Annotated in this window: 15 protein-coding genes; 8 read left to right on the top strand and 7 right to left on the bottom strand. The window is 73.9% G+C overall.

Annotated elements, in window-relative coordinates; all coding sequences use genetic code 11:
- Positions 1 to 26 precede the first annotated feature (26 nt).
- Positions 27 to 2,846, top strand: a complete 2,820-nt coding sequence (locus tag Dvina_RS55190) for an ATP-binding protein (protein ID WP_223103267.1) — start codon at positions 27 to 29, stop codon at positions 2,844 to 2,846.
- Positions 2,847 to 2,881: 35 nt separating this feature from the next.
- Here Dvina_RS55190 and Dvina_RS15990 read toward each other — a convergent pair whose 3' ends face one another.
- Positions 2,882 to 3,517, bottom strand: coding sequence for a LuxR C-terminal-related transcriptional regulator (locus Dvina_RS15990; protein WP_223103266.1), 636 nt, complete (start codon positions 3,515 to 3,517; stop codon positions 2,882 to 2,884).
- On the bottom strand, positions 3,469 to 4,770 hold the full coding sequence (locus Dvina_RS15985; RefSeq protein WP_246656246.1) for a sensor histidine kinase: 1,302 nt from the start codon (positions 4,768 to 4,770) through the stop codon (positions 3,469 to 3,471). Before Dvina_RS15985 ends, Dvina_RS15990 begins: the two co-directional genes overlap by 49 nt.
- A gap of 114 nt (positions 4,771 to 4,884) precedes the next feature.
- On the opposite strand from Dvina_RS15985, the gene Dvina_RS15980 reads away from it, so the two are divergent.
- Positions 4,885 to 5,916 (top strand): fatty acid desaturase family protein, encoded by a 1,032-nt coding sequence (locus Dvina_RS15980; protein WP_223103264.1) that lies wholly within the window; start codon positions 4,885 to 4,887, stop codon positions 5,914 to 5,916.
- 7 nt (positions 5,917 to 5,923) lie between these two features.
- On the opposite strand, the gene Dvina_RS15975 is transcribed toward Dvina_RS15980, so the two are convergent.
- Entirely contained in the window at positions 5,924 to 6,727 is an 804-nt protein-coding gene (locus Dvina_RS15975; protein WP_223103263.1) for a DUF4097 family beta strand repeat-containing protein, read from the bottom strand.
- A gap of 63 nt (positions 6,728 to 6,790) precedes the next feature.
- Here Dvina_RS15975 and Dvina_RS15970 point away from each other — a divergent pair, with 63 nt between their 5' ends.
- Positions 6,791 to 7,996, top strand: coding sequence for a sensor domain-containing diguanylate cyclase (locus tag Dvina_RS15970; RefSeq protein ID WP_223103262.1), 1,206 nt, complete (start codon positions 6,791 to 6,793; stop codon positions 7,994 to 7,996).
- A 24-nt stretch (positions 7,997 to 8,020) separates the two neighbouring features.
- Here Dvina_RS15970 and Dvina_RS15965 read toward each other — a convergent pair whose 3' ends face one another.
- Positions 8,021 to 8,674: a TetR/AcrR family transcriptional regulator gene (locus Dvina_RS15965; RefSeq protein ID WP_246656245.1), complete on the bottom strand. Its 654-nt coding sequence runs from the start codon at positions 8,672 to 8,674 to the stop codon at positions 8,021 to 8,023.
- Positions 8,675 to 8,773: 99 nt separating this feature from the next.
- Between Dvina_RS15965 and Dvina_RS15960 the strand changes: the two genes are divergently transcribed.
- Positions 8,774 to 9,823 carry a glycoside hydrolase family 113 protein gene (locus tag Dvina_RS15960; protein WP_223103261.1) on the top strand — a complete coding sequence of 350 codons (1,050 nt, stop codon included), beginning with the start codon at positions 8,774 to 8,776 and terminating at the stop codon, positions 9,821 to 9,823.
- Here the strand turns inward: Dvina_RS15960 and Dvina_RS15955 are convergent.
- Positions 9,820 to 10,254, bottom strand: a complete 435-nt coding sequence (locus tag Dvina_RS15955; protein WP_223103260.1) for a VOC family protein — start codon at positions 10,252 to 10,254, stop codon at positions 9,820 to 9,822. The genes Dvina_RS15960 and Dvina_RS15955 overlap by 4 nt on opposite strands.
- Positions 10,255 to 10,289: 35 nt before the next feature.
- Here Dvina_RS15955 and Dvina_RS15950 point away from each other — a divergent pair, with 35 nt between their 5' ends.
- Positions 10,290 to 11,039 (top strand): phytanoyl-CoA dioxygenase family protein, encoded by a 750-nt coding sequence (locus tag Dvina_RS15950; RefSeq protein WP_223103259.1) that lies wholly within the window; start codon positions 10,290 to 10,292, stop codon positions 11,037 to 11,039.
- Here Dvina_RS15950 and Dvina_RS15945 read toward each other — a convergent pair.
- On the bottom strand, positions 11,016 to 11,591 hold the full coding sequence (locus Dvina_RS15945) for a TetR family transcriptional regulator (RefSeq protein WP_223103258.1): 576 nt from the start codon (positions 11,589 to 11,591) through the stop codon (positions 11,016 to 11,018). The genes Dvina_RS15950 and Dvina_RS15945 overlap by 24 nt on opposite strands.
- Positions 11,592 to 11,628: 37 nt before the next feature.
- Between Dvina_RS15945 and Dvina_RS15940 the strand changes: the two genes are divergently transcribed.
- Positions 11,629 to 12,483 (top strand): ABC transporter ATP-binding protein, encoded by an 855-nt coding sequence (locus Dvina_RS15940; RefSeq protein ID WP_223105550.1) that lies wholly within the window; start codon positions 11,629 to 11,631, stop codon positions 12,481 to 12,483.
- Positions 12,480 to 13,844, top strand: coding sequence for a hypothetical protein (locus Dvina_RS15935; protein ID WP_223103257.1), 1,365 nt, complete (start codon positions 12,480 to 12,482; stop codon positions 13,842 to 13,844). Before Dvina_RS15940 ends, Dvina_RS15935 begins: the two co-directional genes overlap by 4 nt.
- A gap of 108 nt (positions 13,845 to 13,952) precedes the next feature.
- On the opposite strand, the gene Dvina_RS15930 is transcribed toward Dvina_RS15935, so the two are convergent.
- Positions 13,953 to 15,230: an EAL and HDOD domain-containing protein gene (locus tag Dvina_RS15930; RefSeq protein ID WP_223103256.1), complete on the bottom strand. Its 1,278-nt coding sequence runs from the start codon at positions 15,228 to 15,230 to the stop codon at positions 13,953 to 13,955.
- Positions 15,231 to 15,478: 248 nt separating this feature from the next.
- On the opposite strand from Dvina_RS15930, the gene Dvina_RS15925 reads away from it, so the two are divergent.
- Positions 15,479 to 16,198, top strand: a complete 720-nt coding sequence (locus Dvina_RS15925) for a nicotinamide mononucleotide transporter family protein (RefSeq protein ID WP_223103255.1) — start codon at positions 15,479 to 15,481, stop codon at positions 16,196 to 16,198.
- The last annotated feature ends 7 nt before the right edge of the window (positions 16,199 to 16,205 follow it).

Here is a 16,205-nt window from a genome sequence, read left to right as displayed (position 1 = left end):
CGGCGATTGGGTAATGTCACATCACCATGCCCCCGACACGCCCGGACCCCGGACCGTCGCTGCTCGGGCGGGACGCCGAACTCGGCGCCCTCTTCGCGCAGCTCGACGACGCCGGCGCGCAGGGGCGGGCGATCGGCCTGCTCGGCGAGGCCGGCGTCGGCAAGAGCGCCATGCTGGCGGCGGCCGTCGACCACGCGCGGGGGCACGGGTTCACGGTGCTCGTCGCGCGCGGCCGCCAGTCGGAGACGCACCTGCCGTTCGCCGGCCTGCACCAGGTGCTGCGGCCGCTGCTGGCCAACGCCGACCGGCTGCCCGGGATGCAGCGCGACGCCCTGCTCGCCTGCTTCGCCATGAGCGACGACGCCGCGGAGAACCCGCACGATCGGCCGGCACCTGCCCCGCCGGCCCAGACGCCACCGGCCAGCGGCTTCTTCGCCTACCTGGCCGCGCTGGAGCTGATCGTCGACGCGTCCTCCCGGGCGCCGGTGCTTGTCGGCCTCGACGACCTGCAGTGGATCGACCAATCGTCGATCGACGCCCTCGCGTTCGTGGCGCGGCGCATCGCCGGGGAGCGCGTGGTGCTGCTGTGCACCGCCCGGCCCGGGCCGCCGTCCATCGACGCCCAGACCGTCGGATGGACGCAGCTGCACGGTATCGACGACGACGCCGCGGCGGCCTTGCTCGACGCACGGGCGCCCGGGCTGGCCCCGGCGGTGCGGGAGCGGGTGCTGCGGCAGGCCCGCGGCAACCCGCTGGCGCTGCTGGAGTTCGCCGAGGCGGTGGAGTCCGGGCGGCACGCCGGCGGCGAGCTGGACGACGAGCTGCCCATGACCACGCGGCTGGAGCGGGCGTTCGCCGCGCGGGCCGAGCACCTCGGGGCGGCCGTCCAGGCGATCCTGACCGTGGCCGCGATCGACGACGGCGACAATCTCGACGACGTCCTCGCCGCGGCGGCCGCGCTGCACGGGGCGCCACTGGATCGGGCCGCGGCCCGGCCCGCGTTCGAGCACGGGCTGCTGAGCGGGGGCGGGGAGCAGTACACCATCAGGCATCCGCTTGTCGGCTCGGCACTGCGGCAGGCGATGCCGGCGGCCGTGCGGGAGCAGGCCCACCGGGCGCTGGCCGCGGTCCTGCCGGCGCACTCCGATCGGGCGGTGTGGCACCGCGCCGCGGCGGTCGCCGGGCGGGACGAGACGGTCGCGGCCGAACTGGAGCGGGCGGCCGGCAACGCGCGGCGGCGGGGGGCCATCGCGTCGGCGGCGGCGTGGCTGGAGCGGGCGGCCGCGCTGAGCCCGGACCCGCAGGACCGGGCGGGGCGGCTGCTGAGCGCGGCCGAGCTCGGATACCAGCTGGGGCGCCACGGCCAGGTCGAGCAGATCAAGGCCCAGGTCGGGGGCATGGACCTGCGGGCGCGGGACCGATCGCGGCTGGCGTGGCTCGACGGGGTGTTCCACGACGGGTCGACCGGCGAGCCCGCCGAGGTCCGGCACCTGCTCGACATGGCGCGGCGGGCCACCGGCGATGGCGACCTCGACCTGGCCGTGCAGCTGCTGGTCGGAGCGGCGCGGCGGGTCTGGTGGCGCGACCCCGGGGCCGGACTGCGCCACGACATCGTGCTCGCCGCACGGCGGACGGGCCGGCCCGAGGACGACCCGGCGCTGCTGGCCATCTGCGCGCTGTCCGAACCCAACGAGCAGGGCCCGGCGGTCATCGAGCAGCTCGGGCGGTGGAGCGCCGACGCGGACGGGCGGCCGGACCTGGCCGGGCTGCTGGGAATCGCGGCGTTCTGCACCGGCGACTTCCGTCGGGCCGCCGCGTTCCTGTCCTCGCCGATCAACGAGCTGCGGGCCCAGGGGCGGATGAGCCTGCTCGCCGAGGCCCTCGCGATCCGGGCGTGGGCCGAGGTGTACCTCGGGACGTTCGACATGTCCCGCTCCGCCGACGAGGCCATGCGCCTGGCCGACGAGACCGGGCAGTCGCTGTGGGCGGCCACCGCCCGGATCGCGATCGCGCTCATCGACGGGGTGGGGCGGGGCTGGGACACCCGCCACGAACTGCTCACCGACGCCCAGCACGTGGCCCTGCGCACCCCCAATGCGGCGTCGTCGCTGCTCGCCGGGGTGCAGCTGGCCCGCGGGATCGCCGAGCTCGGCGCGAACCGGCCCGAGCAGGCGTTCGGCGAGCTGCGCCGGGTGTTCCAGCCCGACGACCCGGCGTTCCAGCGCGTGCAGCAGGTGTGGACGCTGAGCCACCTGGCCGACGCGGCCGTCCCCATCGGCCGGCACGCCGAGGCGCGCGCGGCGCTGGCCGCCGTCGAGGCGGTCGCCGGCGGCTCCCCCGCCACCGGGGCGAAGCTGGCCCTGGAGTACTCACGGGCGGTCCTGGCCGGCGCGGCGCAGGCCGAGCCGCTGTTCCGGGCCGCCCTCGACGGGGAGAGCCGGCACCTGCCGTGGCACCGGGCCCGGGCCGAACTCGCCTACGGCACGTGGCTGCGCCGGCGGCGGCGGGTCCTCGAATCCCGGGACCCCCTCCGGGCGGCCCGGGCCACGTTCGAGGCGGTCGGCGCGCGCACCTGGGCGCAGCGGGCCGACCGGGAGCTGCGGGCGACCGGCGAGCGCGGGTGGCAGCCGACGTCGAGCCCGCGGGAGCGGCTGTCGCCGCAGGAGGCCCAGATCGCCGAACTGGCCGCGGAGGGCCTGTCCAACCGCGAGATCGGCCAGCGGCTGTTCCTGTCGCACCGCACCGTCAGCACCCACCTGTACCGGATCTTCCCCAAGCTCGGCATCACCTCCCGCGGCCGGCTCGCCGCCGTGCTGAGCGCCACCCGCACCGACACCGTCACCTGACCGGCGGCCGGGTCTCGGGCGCACCCGCGCCCGCCTCAGACGTGCAGGTAGGTGAGCACCGCGCGGACGCGGCGGTTGTCGTCGTCGGACGGCGGCAGGTCCAGCTTGGTGAACATGTTGTTGATGTGCTTGCTCACCGCCTTCTCGGTGATCCCCAGCTTGGCCGCGATCGCCGAGTTGGAGCGGCCCTCGGCCATCTCGCCGAGCACCTCGCGCTCGCGGGCGGTCAGCACCGCCAACGGCTCGTGGCGGGCCAGGAGCTGGGTGATGACCTCCGGGTCCATCGCGGTGCCGCCGGCGGCCACCCGGGACACGGCGTCGACGAACTCGCCGATGTGCGAGATCCGGTCCTTGAGCAGGTAGCCGACGCCGCCGTGCGGGGTGGCGAGCAGCTCCCGGGCGTAGAGGGGCTCGACGTGCTGGGACAGCATCAGGGTCGGCAGCCCGGGAATCTCGGTCCGGGCCGCGATCGCCGCCTGCAGCCCCTCGTCGGTGAAGGTCGGCGGGAGGCGGACGTCGATCACGGCGACGTCGGGGCGGTGCTCCAGCAGGGCCGGGAGCAGGGCCGGGCCGCTGTCGACGGCCGCCACGATCTCGAAGTCGAACGCCTGCAGCAGCCGCGTCAGCCCGTCGCGGAGGAGGGCATGGTCTTCGGCGATGACAACGCGCATGGCAGCTCCATGGTGATGACTGTCGGCCCCGACGGCGGGCTCGACAATTCCAGGGTGCCGTCGAACGCGGCCAGCCGGCGCTCGATGCCGCGCAGGCCGGAGCCGGCCGCGGGGTCGGCGCCTCCCCTGCCGTCGTCGGTGACCACGATAGTCAGGAGCCCGGCCGCGTGGCGCAGGACCACCGAGCCGTGGCGGGCGCGGCTGTGCCGCACGAGGTTGGTGAGCGTCTCGGCGACGGCGAAGTACGCCGCCGACTCGACGGGCAGGTCGGGCCGGCCCGGCAGGTCCACCTCGACCGAGATCTCCACGGGCAGGCCGATCGCCAGCGCGCGGACGGCGCCGGCGAGACCGCGCTCGGCCAGCACCGGCGGGTGGATGCCCCGGACCAGGTGCCGCAGCTCGACGAGCGCGGCGCTGCTGGACTCCCGGGCCTCCAGGAGCAGCTTGCGGGTGCCGGCCGGGTTGCGGTCGAGCAGCTCGTCGGCGAGGCCGATGATCATACTCAGCGAGACGAGCCGGGCCTGGACGCCGTCGTGCAGGTCCCGCTCGATGCGGCGCAGCTCGGCCGCCTGGGCGTCGACGGCGTCGGCCCGCGTCATCGTCAGCTGGTTGACGCGCAGCCGCAGCTCGGCGTTCTTCGTCGGCGCGAGGAACAGGTGGACGAAGTGCGCGTCGACGCGGCGCAGCCAGGGCGCTATCGCCAGGCCGACGCCCAGGAGAAGCCCGCCCTGCGGCACGCACAGCATCGCCTCGCCGGGCACGGCGACGGACCAGATCGCGCCGTAGCCGTACCACCCCGTGCCGAGCCAGATCCACAGCGGCGCCAGCGTCAGGCCGTAGATGCCGTAGAGCGGCAGGAGCACGGCGATCAGCCCGAGCCCGCAGCCGACGAGCGCGCCCGGCACCAGCCAGGCGAGGTCACGCCAGGTGGCCGGGTCGGTCACCGTCCACCGGAAGTACTGCCAGCTGCCGGGCAGTGCCCGCGCCGGCGGCGGGTGGTAGGGGCGGGTCACCAGCACACCGGTCCGCGAGGCGCGCCGCCGCTCCAGGTCGGCCCGCATGCGGACCAGGGTCATCGTCCACGGCACAAGCGCCAGGCCGAGGAACGGCACCGGGCTGAGCGCCAGGGCGACGACCGACACCACCAGCAGCGGCAGGTTCGTGAACGCCAGCCCGACGGCGGCCAGTCCGGACAGGGCGCCACGAAGGCCCCGGCCGGCCCATCGGGCCACCGGCCGATCCCGTCCGGTCACGCCCACACCGCCTATTGTGCCAGCGTGCCTGAGCGCCGGTGGGGGTGCTAGCACCCCCATGGTGGGGATCCTGGTGCTCCTGACGGGCCGCCGCGCAGCGTATGTACTGGATCCATGACGACCACGATGACGCCGCCGCGGGCGCCGGCAGGTAGTGACTTCGCCGTGCTGGCCCGCCGGATCAACGAGGAACGGCTCATGGAGCGCCGGCCCGCCTACTATGCCGCCAGGCTGAGCGTCGTCGCGCTCATGTTTGTCGGCGGGTGGACCGCGTTCGTCCTGATCGGCTCCTCATGGTGGCAGCTGGTGACCGCCGTCCTGCTCGCCGTCACCTTCGCCCAGCTCGCCCTCGTGGCCCACGACCTGGCGCACCGCCAGGTGTTCCGGACCAAGCGCCCCAGCGAGATCGCCGGGCTCGTGGCCGGCAACCTCGGTATCGGGATGAGCTACGGCTGGTGGATGGACAAGCACACCCGCCACCACAACAACCCGAACCACGACGACCTGGACCCGGACGTGTTCCCCGAGGTGCTGGTCTGGGCGTCGGAGTCGGCCGTCGGCCGCCGCGGCCTGGCCGGCTTCATCACCCGCCACCAGGCCGGGCTGTTCTTCCCGCTGCTCACGCTGCTGGCGATCGACCTGAAGGTGTCCAGCATCAAGGCCCTGCGCAACGGTGTCGTGAAGCGCCGGCGCATGGAGAGCGCGCTGCTCATCGTGCACGCCGCGGTCTACCTGACGGCGCTGTTCACCGTCCTGTCCCCGCTGCAGGCCGTCGCGTTCGTCCTGGTGCACCAGGCGCTGTTCGGCGTCTACCTGGGCATGACGTTCGCCCCGAACCACAAGGGCATGCCGCACCCGACGGGCGACGAGGACTTCCTGCGTAAGCAGGTCCTCACGTCCCGTAACGTACGCGGTGGCCGGCTGACCGACGCCGCGCTCGGCGGCCTCAACTACCAGATCGAACACCACCTGTTCCCGGGCATGCCGTCGCCGAACCTGCGCCGCGCCCAGCCGATCGTCGAGGCGTACTGCGCGGAGATCGGCGTGCCCTACGAGCAGACAAGCCTCATCACCTCGTATCGGCAGGCCCTGGGGTATCTGCACGAGGTCGGCGCCCCGGCGCGGGCCGAGCACGCCGCCCGCTGAGGCCCGCTCAGGGCATTGCGCGCTGGATGGTGATGGTGCCGTACCAGGTGCGGGCGTGGACGTTCACCCGTTCGGCGAAGCCCTCGGGGCCGGTGCGGACCTCCAGGAGGTTGTGCACGCTACCGAGGGTGGAGCGGGCGTCGACGTGGGCGGCGGTGCCGGCGGCGATACCGATCTCCACCGAGCCGCGGGCGGTGCTCAGCTCGGCCGCGCCGCGGACCAGCTCGCCGACCCGAATGGAGCCGTTCGCGGTCTTCGCCCGGACGCTGCCGGCCGCGCGGACCACGGTGATGCCGCCGTTGGCGGTCGACACGGCGACGTCGGCGGCGCACTCCTGCAGCCGCACGCTCGCGGTCGCGCCCTGCACGTCGACGACCCCGGCGACGTAACCGGCCACGACGTCGGAGCCGGAGGTCGAGACCCGCAGCGCGCCCACGTGCTCGAGGTGGATCGGGCCGGTGACGGTGCTGAACCGGCAGTCCCCCAGCTCACCCTCCGTGCGGATGTCGGCCCGCACGGTGTGCACCTCCAGGCTCGACCCGGCCGGCACCTCCAGGAACACGTCGATCCCGCCGCCCGGGCGCAGGATCGCCCGGTGCGGCGCTTTGACGGTCAGCAGGCCGGCACCGTGCTCGATCGTCGTCTGCTCGGCCGCGGCGATCGCGGCGGCCGAGGTCCCGGCCGGGAGGACGGCGACGGCGGTGTCGCGGCGCTGCGTGGCGACACAGCGCACACGCCCGGTGTCCAGCACGACGGTCACGGCGACCGGCGCGGGCGTGTCGAACGTGGGCATCCCCACAGCTCCCCTCATGGCGCCATTGTGGCGCCATCGTACATTGTTTCAGCTCGGCGATCTCTGGCCGATAGTGAGTCCGTGTCCCGTTCCGGTGCCGTCGCGGCCCTCACTGCGCGGCTGCTCGACGCCGCGCTCGACGAGGAGCGGCTGCTGGCGTGCCTCATCGAGGCCGTCGAATCGGAGCTGCCGGACCGGGCCGTGACCGCCGCGCTGGACCCCGCGACCGGGCCGGCGGGCTTCACCGCGGTGCCGCTCGTCGTCCACGGGCGGGCCGTCGGGGCACTGGCGGTACAGCCGCCGCTGTCCGCTCGTGATGCCGCATTCGTGGAAGCCCTGGCCGTCGTCGCGTCGGCCGCCCTCGAACACGGCCGGGCGCTCGCCGCCACGCTGAGCCTGCTCGACGACGCCCGCCGCCAGAGTGATCTGCTCGACGCCATTTCCGATGCGGTCGTCTCCTGTACCGCGGAGAACGTCATCGACTCCTGGAACGCGGGCGCGGAGCGGCTCTACGGGTATCCGGCCGGCGAGGCCATCGGCTGCGACCTGTTCGCGCTGCTGGACACCACGTGCTCCACGGAGGACGGCGACGATGTGGGCCCGCGCCAGGTCCTCGACGATCTGGAGGCGCACGGCCGGTGGAGCGGCGAGCTGCGCGAGCGGCGCTTCGACGGCGCCCCGCTCACCGTCCTGTCGTCCGTCTCCACGCTGACGGCCCCCGACGGCTCCCGCGGCGGCTTCGTGTACGTCAACCGCGACGTCACCGAGCAGCGCCTGCAGGAGCACGCCGCCGCCCACGACCCCCTGACCGGCCTGGCCAACCGCCGCCACCTCGTGCACCGCATCCACGACGCCGCCGGCCGCGTCCACCGTGGCGGCGGCCCGATGGCCGTGCTGTTCCTGGACCTCAACGGCTTCAAGCCCGTCAACGACCGCTACGGCCACGCCGCCGGCGACGAGGTGCTGATCGGCGTCGCCCAGCGCATCCTGGCCACCGTGCGCACGGCCGACTTCGTGGCCCGCGTCGGCGGCGACGAGTTCGTGGTCCTGCTGGAGCAGATCGGCGCGCCCGACCGCATCCCGCCGGTCCTGGAGCGCCTGCTCGCCGCCATCGCCGAACCGGTACTGCTCCCCGGCGGCGACACGGTGAGCGTCACCACCGCCATCGGCGTGACGGTCGTGGAGTCCCTGGAGGACGCGGCCGTCGACCCGGAGCGCCTGATCAAACTGGCCGACGAGGCGATGTACCGGGCCAAGCAGAGCCCCGACCGCATCGCCTACAGCTAGGTGCCCGCAGCGGCAGGTGGACGATCAGGGCGCCGGGCATCGTGCGGGGCGCGTCGTCGAGGCGTCGTCGAGCGCCGGGGCGAGCGGGGTCAGGGCGGCCCGGACAAGGTCGGGCAGCGACCCGGACGGCACCACGAATCCGGGCATTGACGGCGGTTCGCTCGCCGACTGCAGCCAGTGCCGAAGCGCCGTCCTGGCGGCCGCGCCGACGCTTGCGGACAGCACCTCGGCGGTCAGGCGATCGATGCCCGGGCAGCGTTCGACGATGGCCTCGGCGAGCGGGCCCTCGATCGCGGTGACGGTGTCGACGTAGCAGGCCCGCAGCACGGAGCTGGTTGCGATCATCACCATCGCGTCGTGCGGGTGCGGGCCCGCATCGCCGTACGAGGCGACGACGGCGTCGATGACGACCTCGCCGAGCTTCCGCCCGGTCGGGCCGGCGGTCACGGCTGCGGCGATGTGGGCCGCGCGGTCCCCCGTGACGGCGGCCACGATCGCCTGCTCGCGACTCGAGAAGTAGTTGTTGTAGGTCCTGGGCGAGACCCCGGCGGCGTCGGCGATGTCTTCGACGCGGACGTTCTCGGGCCCGCACGCCAGCGCGAGACGCAGCGCTGCCGCCTGCAACGCCTCGCGGGTGGCTCGCTTCTTTCGCTCGCGCAGCCCCAGTTCGCCGGTCACGATCAGATCGTGCCACCTGACATGCGTGCACGCAATATTGCGTGCACGCACTTTTACGGTACGGTTCCTCCACGCTCAACCCGACCGAGAGGAATCGACATGCGAGCCCGAGGTATTGCCTACGACACCGGCTTCGTCATCGACGGCGTCGACTCGATGGAGGACTTCGACGGCGACCTGGTCCGGCGCGAGCTGACGATCATCCGGGACGCGCTGCACTGCAACGCCGTACACCTCGTCGGTGGCCATCCCGCGCGCCTGGAACTCGCCGCCCGCGCCGCCGCCGACCTCGGACTGGAGGTCTGGTTCTCGCCGTATCCGATAGATCTGCACCCCGACCAGATTCTGGGGCTGCTGCTCGACTGCGCTGAACGGGCGGAGCGGCTGCGCGCGGCCGGAGCACATGTCGTGTTCGTCGCCGGGGTCGAGCTGAGCATCATGAACCGTGGATTCTTCGACGGCGACGGGATCGACGAACGCCTCGGCGGTCTGATCGGCAACCCGGACGGCCGCGTCGAACGGATCGCCGAGGCCCGCTCGCGACTCGACCGGCTGCTGCGCACCGCTGTGGCCGCGATCCGCGCCCGCTTCCACGGCAAGGTCACCTACGCGGCCATCCCGTTCGAGGGCGTCGACTGGAGCCTGTTCGACGTCGTGACCCTCGAACTCATCCGGTCCGCCGAGGTCGCCGACCAGTTCCGCGACGGCGTCCGCCGACTCGTCGCCCAGCCCAAGCCGGTCGCCGTCACCGGCTTCGGCACCGCAACCTGGCGCGGCGCCGGCGACGTGGCACCACGCAGCATGGAGATCATCGAGTACGACCCCGCCACCCACGCGCCGCTGCGGCTCAACGCCGTCTACGACCGCGACGAGGCCGGCCAGGCGACGTACCTGCGCGAGCTGCTCGACATCTTCGACGGTGAAGGTGTCGACGGCGCCTTCGTCCACCTCTTCGCGCTCCGCAACCTGCCCCACCGGCCCGGCGGCGACCCCCGCGACGACCTCGACCTCGCCAGCCTCGGCATCGTCAAGGTCCTCGAAGGCCGCACCGGCAACGCCTTCCCCGGCCTGCCGTGGGAGCCGAAAGCCGCCTTCGCCGCGATCGCCGAGCACTACTCCCGCCCACGATCGGCGCAGCAGCGCACCTAGTCCAGGCAGAACTCGTTGCCCTCGGGGTCCTGCATCACCAGGCAGGACTCGTTGTACTCGTCGGCGGTCAGCAGGTACATCCGGGTCGCGCCCAGCGGGATCAGCCGGGCACACTCGGCCTCCAGCGCGGCCAGCCGCTCCTCGCCCTTCAGCCCGGTGCCGACGCGCACGTCCAGGTGGACGCGGTTCTTGACGACCTTGCCCTCGGGCACTCGCTGGAAGAACAGCCGCGGCCCCGCACCCGTCGGGTCGACGGCCGCGAACGCCGCGCCGTGCCGCTCGGGCGGCAGCGTGCGCTCGTAGTCGGCCCAGGCGGTGAACCCGGGCGGCGGCGCCGGCACGACGTAGCCGAGCACCTCGCACCAGAACCGGGCGACCCGCTCGGGCTGCGCACAGTCGAACGTGATCTGCACCTGCCGCACCACTGCCATCGACCAACCTTAAGCGGCGCGCATATCGTGTCGGCATGGGCCACGGCGAGGACCTCGAGCGTGACGGGTTCGTCATCCTGGACGGGCTGCTCGCGGCGGCCGAACTCGCGGCCGCACGGGAGCACGCCGACGGGCTGCTCGACGGGGTCGGGTGGAGCGACAACGACTTCGACGGGCGGCGGACCCGGCGGGTGTACTCGCTGCTGGGCCGGCTCGGTCCGCTCGAGCCGCTGCTGCTGCACCCCGTCGTGCGGGCGATCGTCACCGAGCGGATCGGGCCGGTCCACCAGTTCGGCATGCTGTTCCTGTCCGCGGTCGACCCCGGGCAGGGGGCACAGCAGCCGCACTTCGACGCCGGGGTGTATCCGCTCCCCCGGAAGGTCGAGGCCGAAACCAACGTCATCTGGGCGCTCGACGACTTCACCGCCGACAACGGCGCCACACTCGTCGCGCCGGGCAGCCACCGCTGGCCGGCAGCGCGCCACCCGGCCGCGGACGAACTGGTGCCGGTGGTGATGCCCGCGGGTCATGCCCTTGTCTACAGTGGACGGCTCTGGCACGCCGCCGGGCACAACCGCAGCCGGGCCACGCGGCGCGCGCTGATCTGCGAGCACGTCCTGCCCTGGCTGCGCCCGGCCGACAACCACATCCTGGCCACCGGCGTCGAGGGCCTGCGCACGATCGGCCCGCAGCTGCGGCGGCTGGCCGGGGTGGCGATGGCGAGCGAGTACCTCGGGCTGGTCGCCGGGCGCGACCCGGAGCTATGGCTGACCGAGCGTCCGTAGCCCGTCCTCCAGCAGCCGCAGCGCGCGGTGGATCTGCGCGCTGAGCTCGGCCGGCGCGGCACCGCCCAGGACCGTGCCCACCAGCGCGCCGACAAGCGCCCCCGCCACCGCACGGGACAGCGGCGCGTCCAGCCGGTCCGGGTACGCCCGCAGCAGCCACTCGCCGATCAGCCGCTGCGCCGCGAGGAGCCGCTGCAGCGCCTGGGCCTGCAGCTCCGGTCGGGCCAGCATGATGGCCAGGCGGTCGGCCCCGGGCAGGTCGGGCGAGGCCGACAGCACCTGCTCGGCGATGCGGTGCATGGCCTCCAGGGGCGTGGCCGGCGGCCCCTCCGCGAACGCCGCGGCCATGGCGGCCAGGCGCTCGTCGGTGCCGGCGAACAGCACGTCCTCCTTCGCGGGGAAGTACGAGAAGAACGTCCGCGTCGACACGTTCGCGGCCGCCGCGATGTCGGCCACCGTCGTCGCCTCGTAGCCGCGCTCGGCGAACAGGGTCGCGGCCGCCGCGATCAGGGCGGCCCGCGTCTGGCGTTTCTTCTCCTCACGCAGCCCCATGGCAAGATCTTACACTACGGTGTATTTTTGCATCGTGATGCAGAATTTTGCCGTCCAGGCCGAGCAGCTGCGCATCCGGTACCCCCACAGCCCGCACGACGCGGTCGCCGGCATCGATCTCGCCGTCGCACCGGGCGAGGTCTTCGGGCTGCTCGGACCCAACGGGGCCGGCAAGTCCACCACCCAGCGGGTGCTCACCGGCCGGCACCGCGAGTTCGGCGGGCGGGCCGCGGTGCTCGGCCGGCCCGTCGGCGACTACGGCCGGGACCTCTACGAGCGGATCGGCGTGGGCTTCGAGCTCCCGGCGTACTTCCCCCGCCTCACCGCCAGGGAGAACCTCGCCGCGTTCGCGCGGCTGTTCCGGCGCCCGACCATGACCCCCGCCGAGGCGCTCGCCGCCGTGGGCCTGGAGCACGCCGCCGACCAGCGGGCCTCGACGTTCTCCAAGGGCATGAAGATGCGGCTCAACCTGGCCCGGGCCATCCTGCACCGGCCGGACGTGCTGTTCCTCGACGAGCCCACCTCCGGCCTCGACCCGGTGGGCGCGGCCGGCGTGCGGGCCGTGATCCGAGCCCAGGCCGACGCCGGGCGCACCGTGCTGCTCACCACGCACGACATGCCGGCCGTCGAGGAGCTCTGCACCCGCGTCGCCTTCATGCGGGCCGGCTCGATCGTGGCCGTCGACACCCCTCGCAACCTGCGCCTCGCCCACGGCCGCCGCTCGGTCGTGGCCTCGTTCACCGAGCGCGGCGCGCTGCGGACGTCGGAGTTCCCGGCGCCTGACGATCCGGGGCTCCTCCGGCTGCTCGCCACCGGCACGGTGCAGACCCTCCACACCCGCGAGGCCGCGCTCGCCGACGTCTTCATCGCCGTGACCCAGGATGCGGCGTGAGAGCCGGCCTGGCGCTGCTCTCGCTCGAGGCGCGGCTGCAGTGGCGGCAGGGCATCCCGCTCGTCATCGTCGGCCTCGCCGGGCTCTGGTCGGCGCTGACGCTGCTGTGGCCGCCGGCGACGCCGTACGTGATCTTCGTCGACACCGTCACCGTCGGCACCCTCTACGCCGGGGCGCTCACGATCAGCGACCGGGTCACCGGCGTCGACGCCGCGCTCGCCGTCAGCCCGGCCGGCCGCCTGGCCCGGACCGTCGCGCGGCTCGCCCCGCTGACGGCGGCGACGGCGGCCGGGGCGGTCGTCATTCGCCGGGACCTCGCGGTCCTGCCGGCCGCGGCGCTGGCCGGCCTGCTGCTGCTCGGTGTGGCCACGGCGGTGGCGGCCCGGCGCGACGGCTTCGTGGCGTTCATGGTGGCGCTGCCGGTGCCGATGATCGCGCTCCTGGCCGTCCCGCTCGCCGTGTCGATCGGGCTGCTGCACGGGCCGATCTGGTACGCCGTGCCGACCACCGGCGCCCTGGCCATGCTGGGCGCGCCGGTCCCGGCGCCCACCGGCTGGCTCGCCGCGCCCGGGCTGCTGCTGGGCTACCTGGCGCTGGCGGCCGCGGTCGCCGTCGGGTTCGCCGCGCGGCCGGCGGCGGACGGCGGGCGCGGGACCCGGCTCCGCATACCGGGCCGGTTGACCCGGTCGGCGCGGGTCGACCTGCCGGTGGTGATCGCGCTCAGCCCGCTGCTGCTGGCCGGGGCGCTGCGGCTCGGGTGGGCGCCGCTGTGCGGGTGGCTGCGGGAGACCCGCGGGCTCGACCTGGAGCCGTTCGGGGCCGTGCTGGCGATCGGGGCCGTGGCGGTACACCTGCCGATGTCCTTCGGTATGACCGCGGCCCTGCTCGTCCTGGACGACCTCGAGGACGGCGCCCTGGAGGTGGTGCGCACCTCACCGCGCGGGACGGCGCGGTATCTGGCCCGGCAGCTCGCCGCGGTGACGCTGCTGAGCGCGGCCGGGCTCGCGGTCGCGGCGCCGCTGTCCGGGCTCGTCCCCTGGTCCGCCACCGCCGCGCTGGTCCTCGCGGTGCCCATCGCGCCCCTGGTGACGGTGGCGACGCTCGCCGTGGCCCGGACCCGGGTGCAGGGAGCGACGGCGGACAAGGTGCTCGCCCTGCCGGTGTACGCGCCGATCGCCGCCTGGTGGCTCACCGGGCCGGTCGGGTGGCTGCCGGCGCCGCTGCCCGCGTTCTGGGTCGTGCGGGCCTGGGCCGGGCCGGACGGCGTGGTGCTGCTGGGCGGGCTCGCCTGCGCCGCCGCCTGGCTGATCCCGCTGACCCGCACGGCCCTACGCCGGCTGGCCCAGGAGCGCGGGTCCTGAGGCTTCCCGGCGCCCGCGCCCCGCCGGACCGGCCCGCCGCCCGCCCGACGGGCGCCACCGCGCGGGCTTTCCGGTGTGCTGAGCGATGGCGGGCCGGGGCGCGGCCGGTCACGCGGCGGAGAGGGACCTGATGTGCTCCTCGGCGCGGTCGGCGATCTCCGGGCCCAGCTCGCCGAGGATGCCGGTGGTCCAGCGCAGGGCGGACAGGTAGGCGGCGACGATCACGCCGGGCTCGAGGTGGTGGTCCTCGTGGTCGGGGTCGGTGTAGGCGCGGACCGCGTGCAGGATCTCGCCCAGCGGGCCCGCGCCGGTGCTCAGCGCGGCCGGCAGCTCCGGGTCCAGGGGCAGGCCGGCGATGATCCGGTCGACCGGCACCCCGAAGTGGTCGGCGACCGCGGAGAGCAGGCCGGCGAGGTACGCCGCGTCACCGCGCCCGGCCGCGGCCGGGTAGTCGGACGAGCCGGCCAGCAGCTGGCACAGGCGGGCCCGGACCAGGATGCGGGCCAGTTGCTCGTGGTCGGCGGTGGTGAGGTCGGAGACGAGCATCAGCGTGACCCACTGGCGCAGCCGGTTGAGGCCCATCGCGACGATCGCCTCGCGCACGGACGTCACCGTGCGGGTCAGGCCGAACGTGGCCGCATTTGTCGCCCGGAGCACCCGCATCGACAGGGCCGGGTCCTGGCTGACCAGGGCCACGACCTCGTCGAGGTTCACGTCGTCGGCGGTCAGCGCGGACAGCACCCGAAGCCGGGCCAGGCGGTCCGGGGCCAGCGCGACTGTCGTGTCGACGTGCGGGCGGCCGAGGATGTGGCCCTGGAACAGGTCGAACCCGAGCTCGAACGCCAGCCGCAGCGCCTCCGGGGTCTCCACCCGCAGTGCGACCAGCTCGACGTGGGCGTACTGGCGGCACACCGCCACGGCCGCCCGGACCGTCGCCTCGTCGGCGTCGAGCATGTCGATCTTCACGTAGGTGACGAGCGGGAGCAGGACCTCGCGGGGCCCGCCGCAGCGGAAGCGGTCAATGGCAATCGTGTATCCGCGCTCGGACAGCACGGTCAGCCCGGCGACGAGGCTCTCGTCGACGTCGACGCCGACCTGGACCTCGAGCACGGCCTGGCTGTAGTCGAACGGCAGCGGGAGCACGCCGGTGAGGAACTGCTTCGTCACGTTCAGGAAGCAGACCTTGGCTCCGGCAAGCTCCTCGACCCCGAACTCGGTGAACGCGGCCACGAGCACCCGGGCGGTGGCGTGCTCGTCGGTCCGGACCGCGCCCGCCGCGTCACCGCCCGCCCGGAACAGCAGCTCGTAGGCGACGACGGCGCCCTCGCGGTCGTAGATCGGCTGCCGCCCGATGTGCGCCGCCAGCCCGGCGTTGGTGTCTTCCACCCGTCCAATTCTCGGCCTCGAACTGCCACAATGCCGCCAAAACCGGCAAAATGTCCGGCCGGTGGCCCGGCTCCGACCGAACCGGAGTGGGCCACCGGCGAATCCGGTAGCGACACCGGGCATCGAGGCGGTGGTGCGGACAAGCGGGCCGCCGTGCCGGGTCTGGCCGTGACCGGACTCCGTGAAGAGAGGCGTTCCATCCCGTTCCATTGACAAGCGAAATCCGCGGCGGGTGTACCGTGCGGCTGGTGCACTGGTTCCAGGAGTTGATCGACCGCTTCTACGACGCGCACTGGCAGGTGACGGACGGCCAGGCGATCAGCTACCGGGAGATCGTCGGCAACGCCTTCGGGCTGGGATCGGCCCTCTTCGGCCTGCGCCGCAGCGTCTGGGCCTGGCCCGTCGGGATCCTCGGCAACGTGCTGCTGTTCACCGTGTTCATCGGCCAGGCGGCCGGCAGCGGTGCGGGGACGACGCCGCTGTACGGGCAGGCGTCCCGGCAGGTCTTCTTCGTGCTCACCAGCGTGTACGGCTGGTGGCGCTGGAAGCACAACCGGGATGCGGGCGGCGGACCGGCGGTACACCCGAAATGGGCCTCGCCCTTGGAACGGATCGCGCTGGCGGCCGGTTCGCTCGCCGCCGTCGTCGCGTGCTTCTTCGTGTTCCGGGCGATCGGCGCCGGGTTCCCGGTGCCCTGGTGGTATTACCTGGCCGACTCCTGGATCTTCGTCGGCTCGATCGCGGCGACCTACGCCATGGCCCGCGGCTGGGTCGACTTCTGGCTGTGCTGGATCGCCGTGGACCTGGTCGGGGTGCCGGAACTCCTGCATTTCCGGTACTACCCGTCGGCCGTGCTGTACGCGGTGTACGCGGGGTTCGTCATCTGGGGGTTCGTGGTCTGGCTGCGGATCTCGAAACGGGAGCGACCCCAGCGCCGGCTGGCGGAACCGGCGCTGGGGCCTGCTTGATGGTGGT

It is taken from the genome of Dactylosporangium vinaceum, from assembly GCF_019904175.1.
GTDB lineage: Bacteria > Actinomycetota > Actinomycetes > Mycobacteriales > Micromonosporaceae > Dactylosporangium > Dactylosporangium vinaceum.
This window is presented reverse-complemented; position numbering and strand designations above follow the sequence as displayed.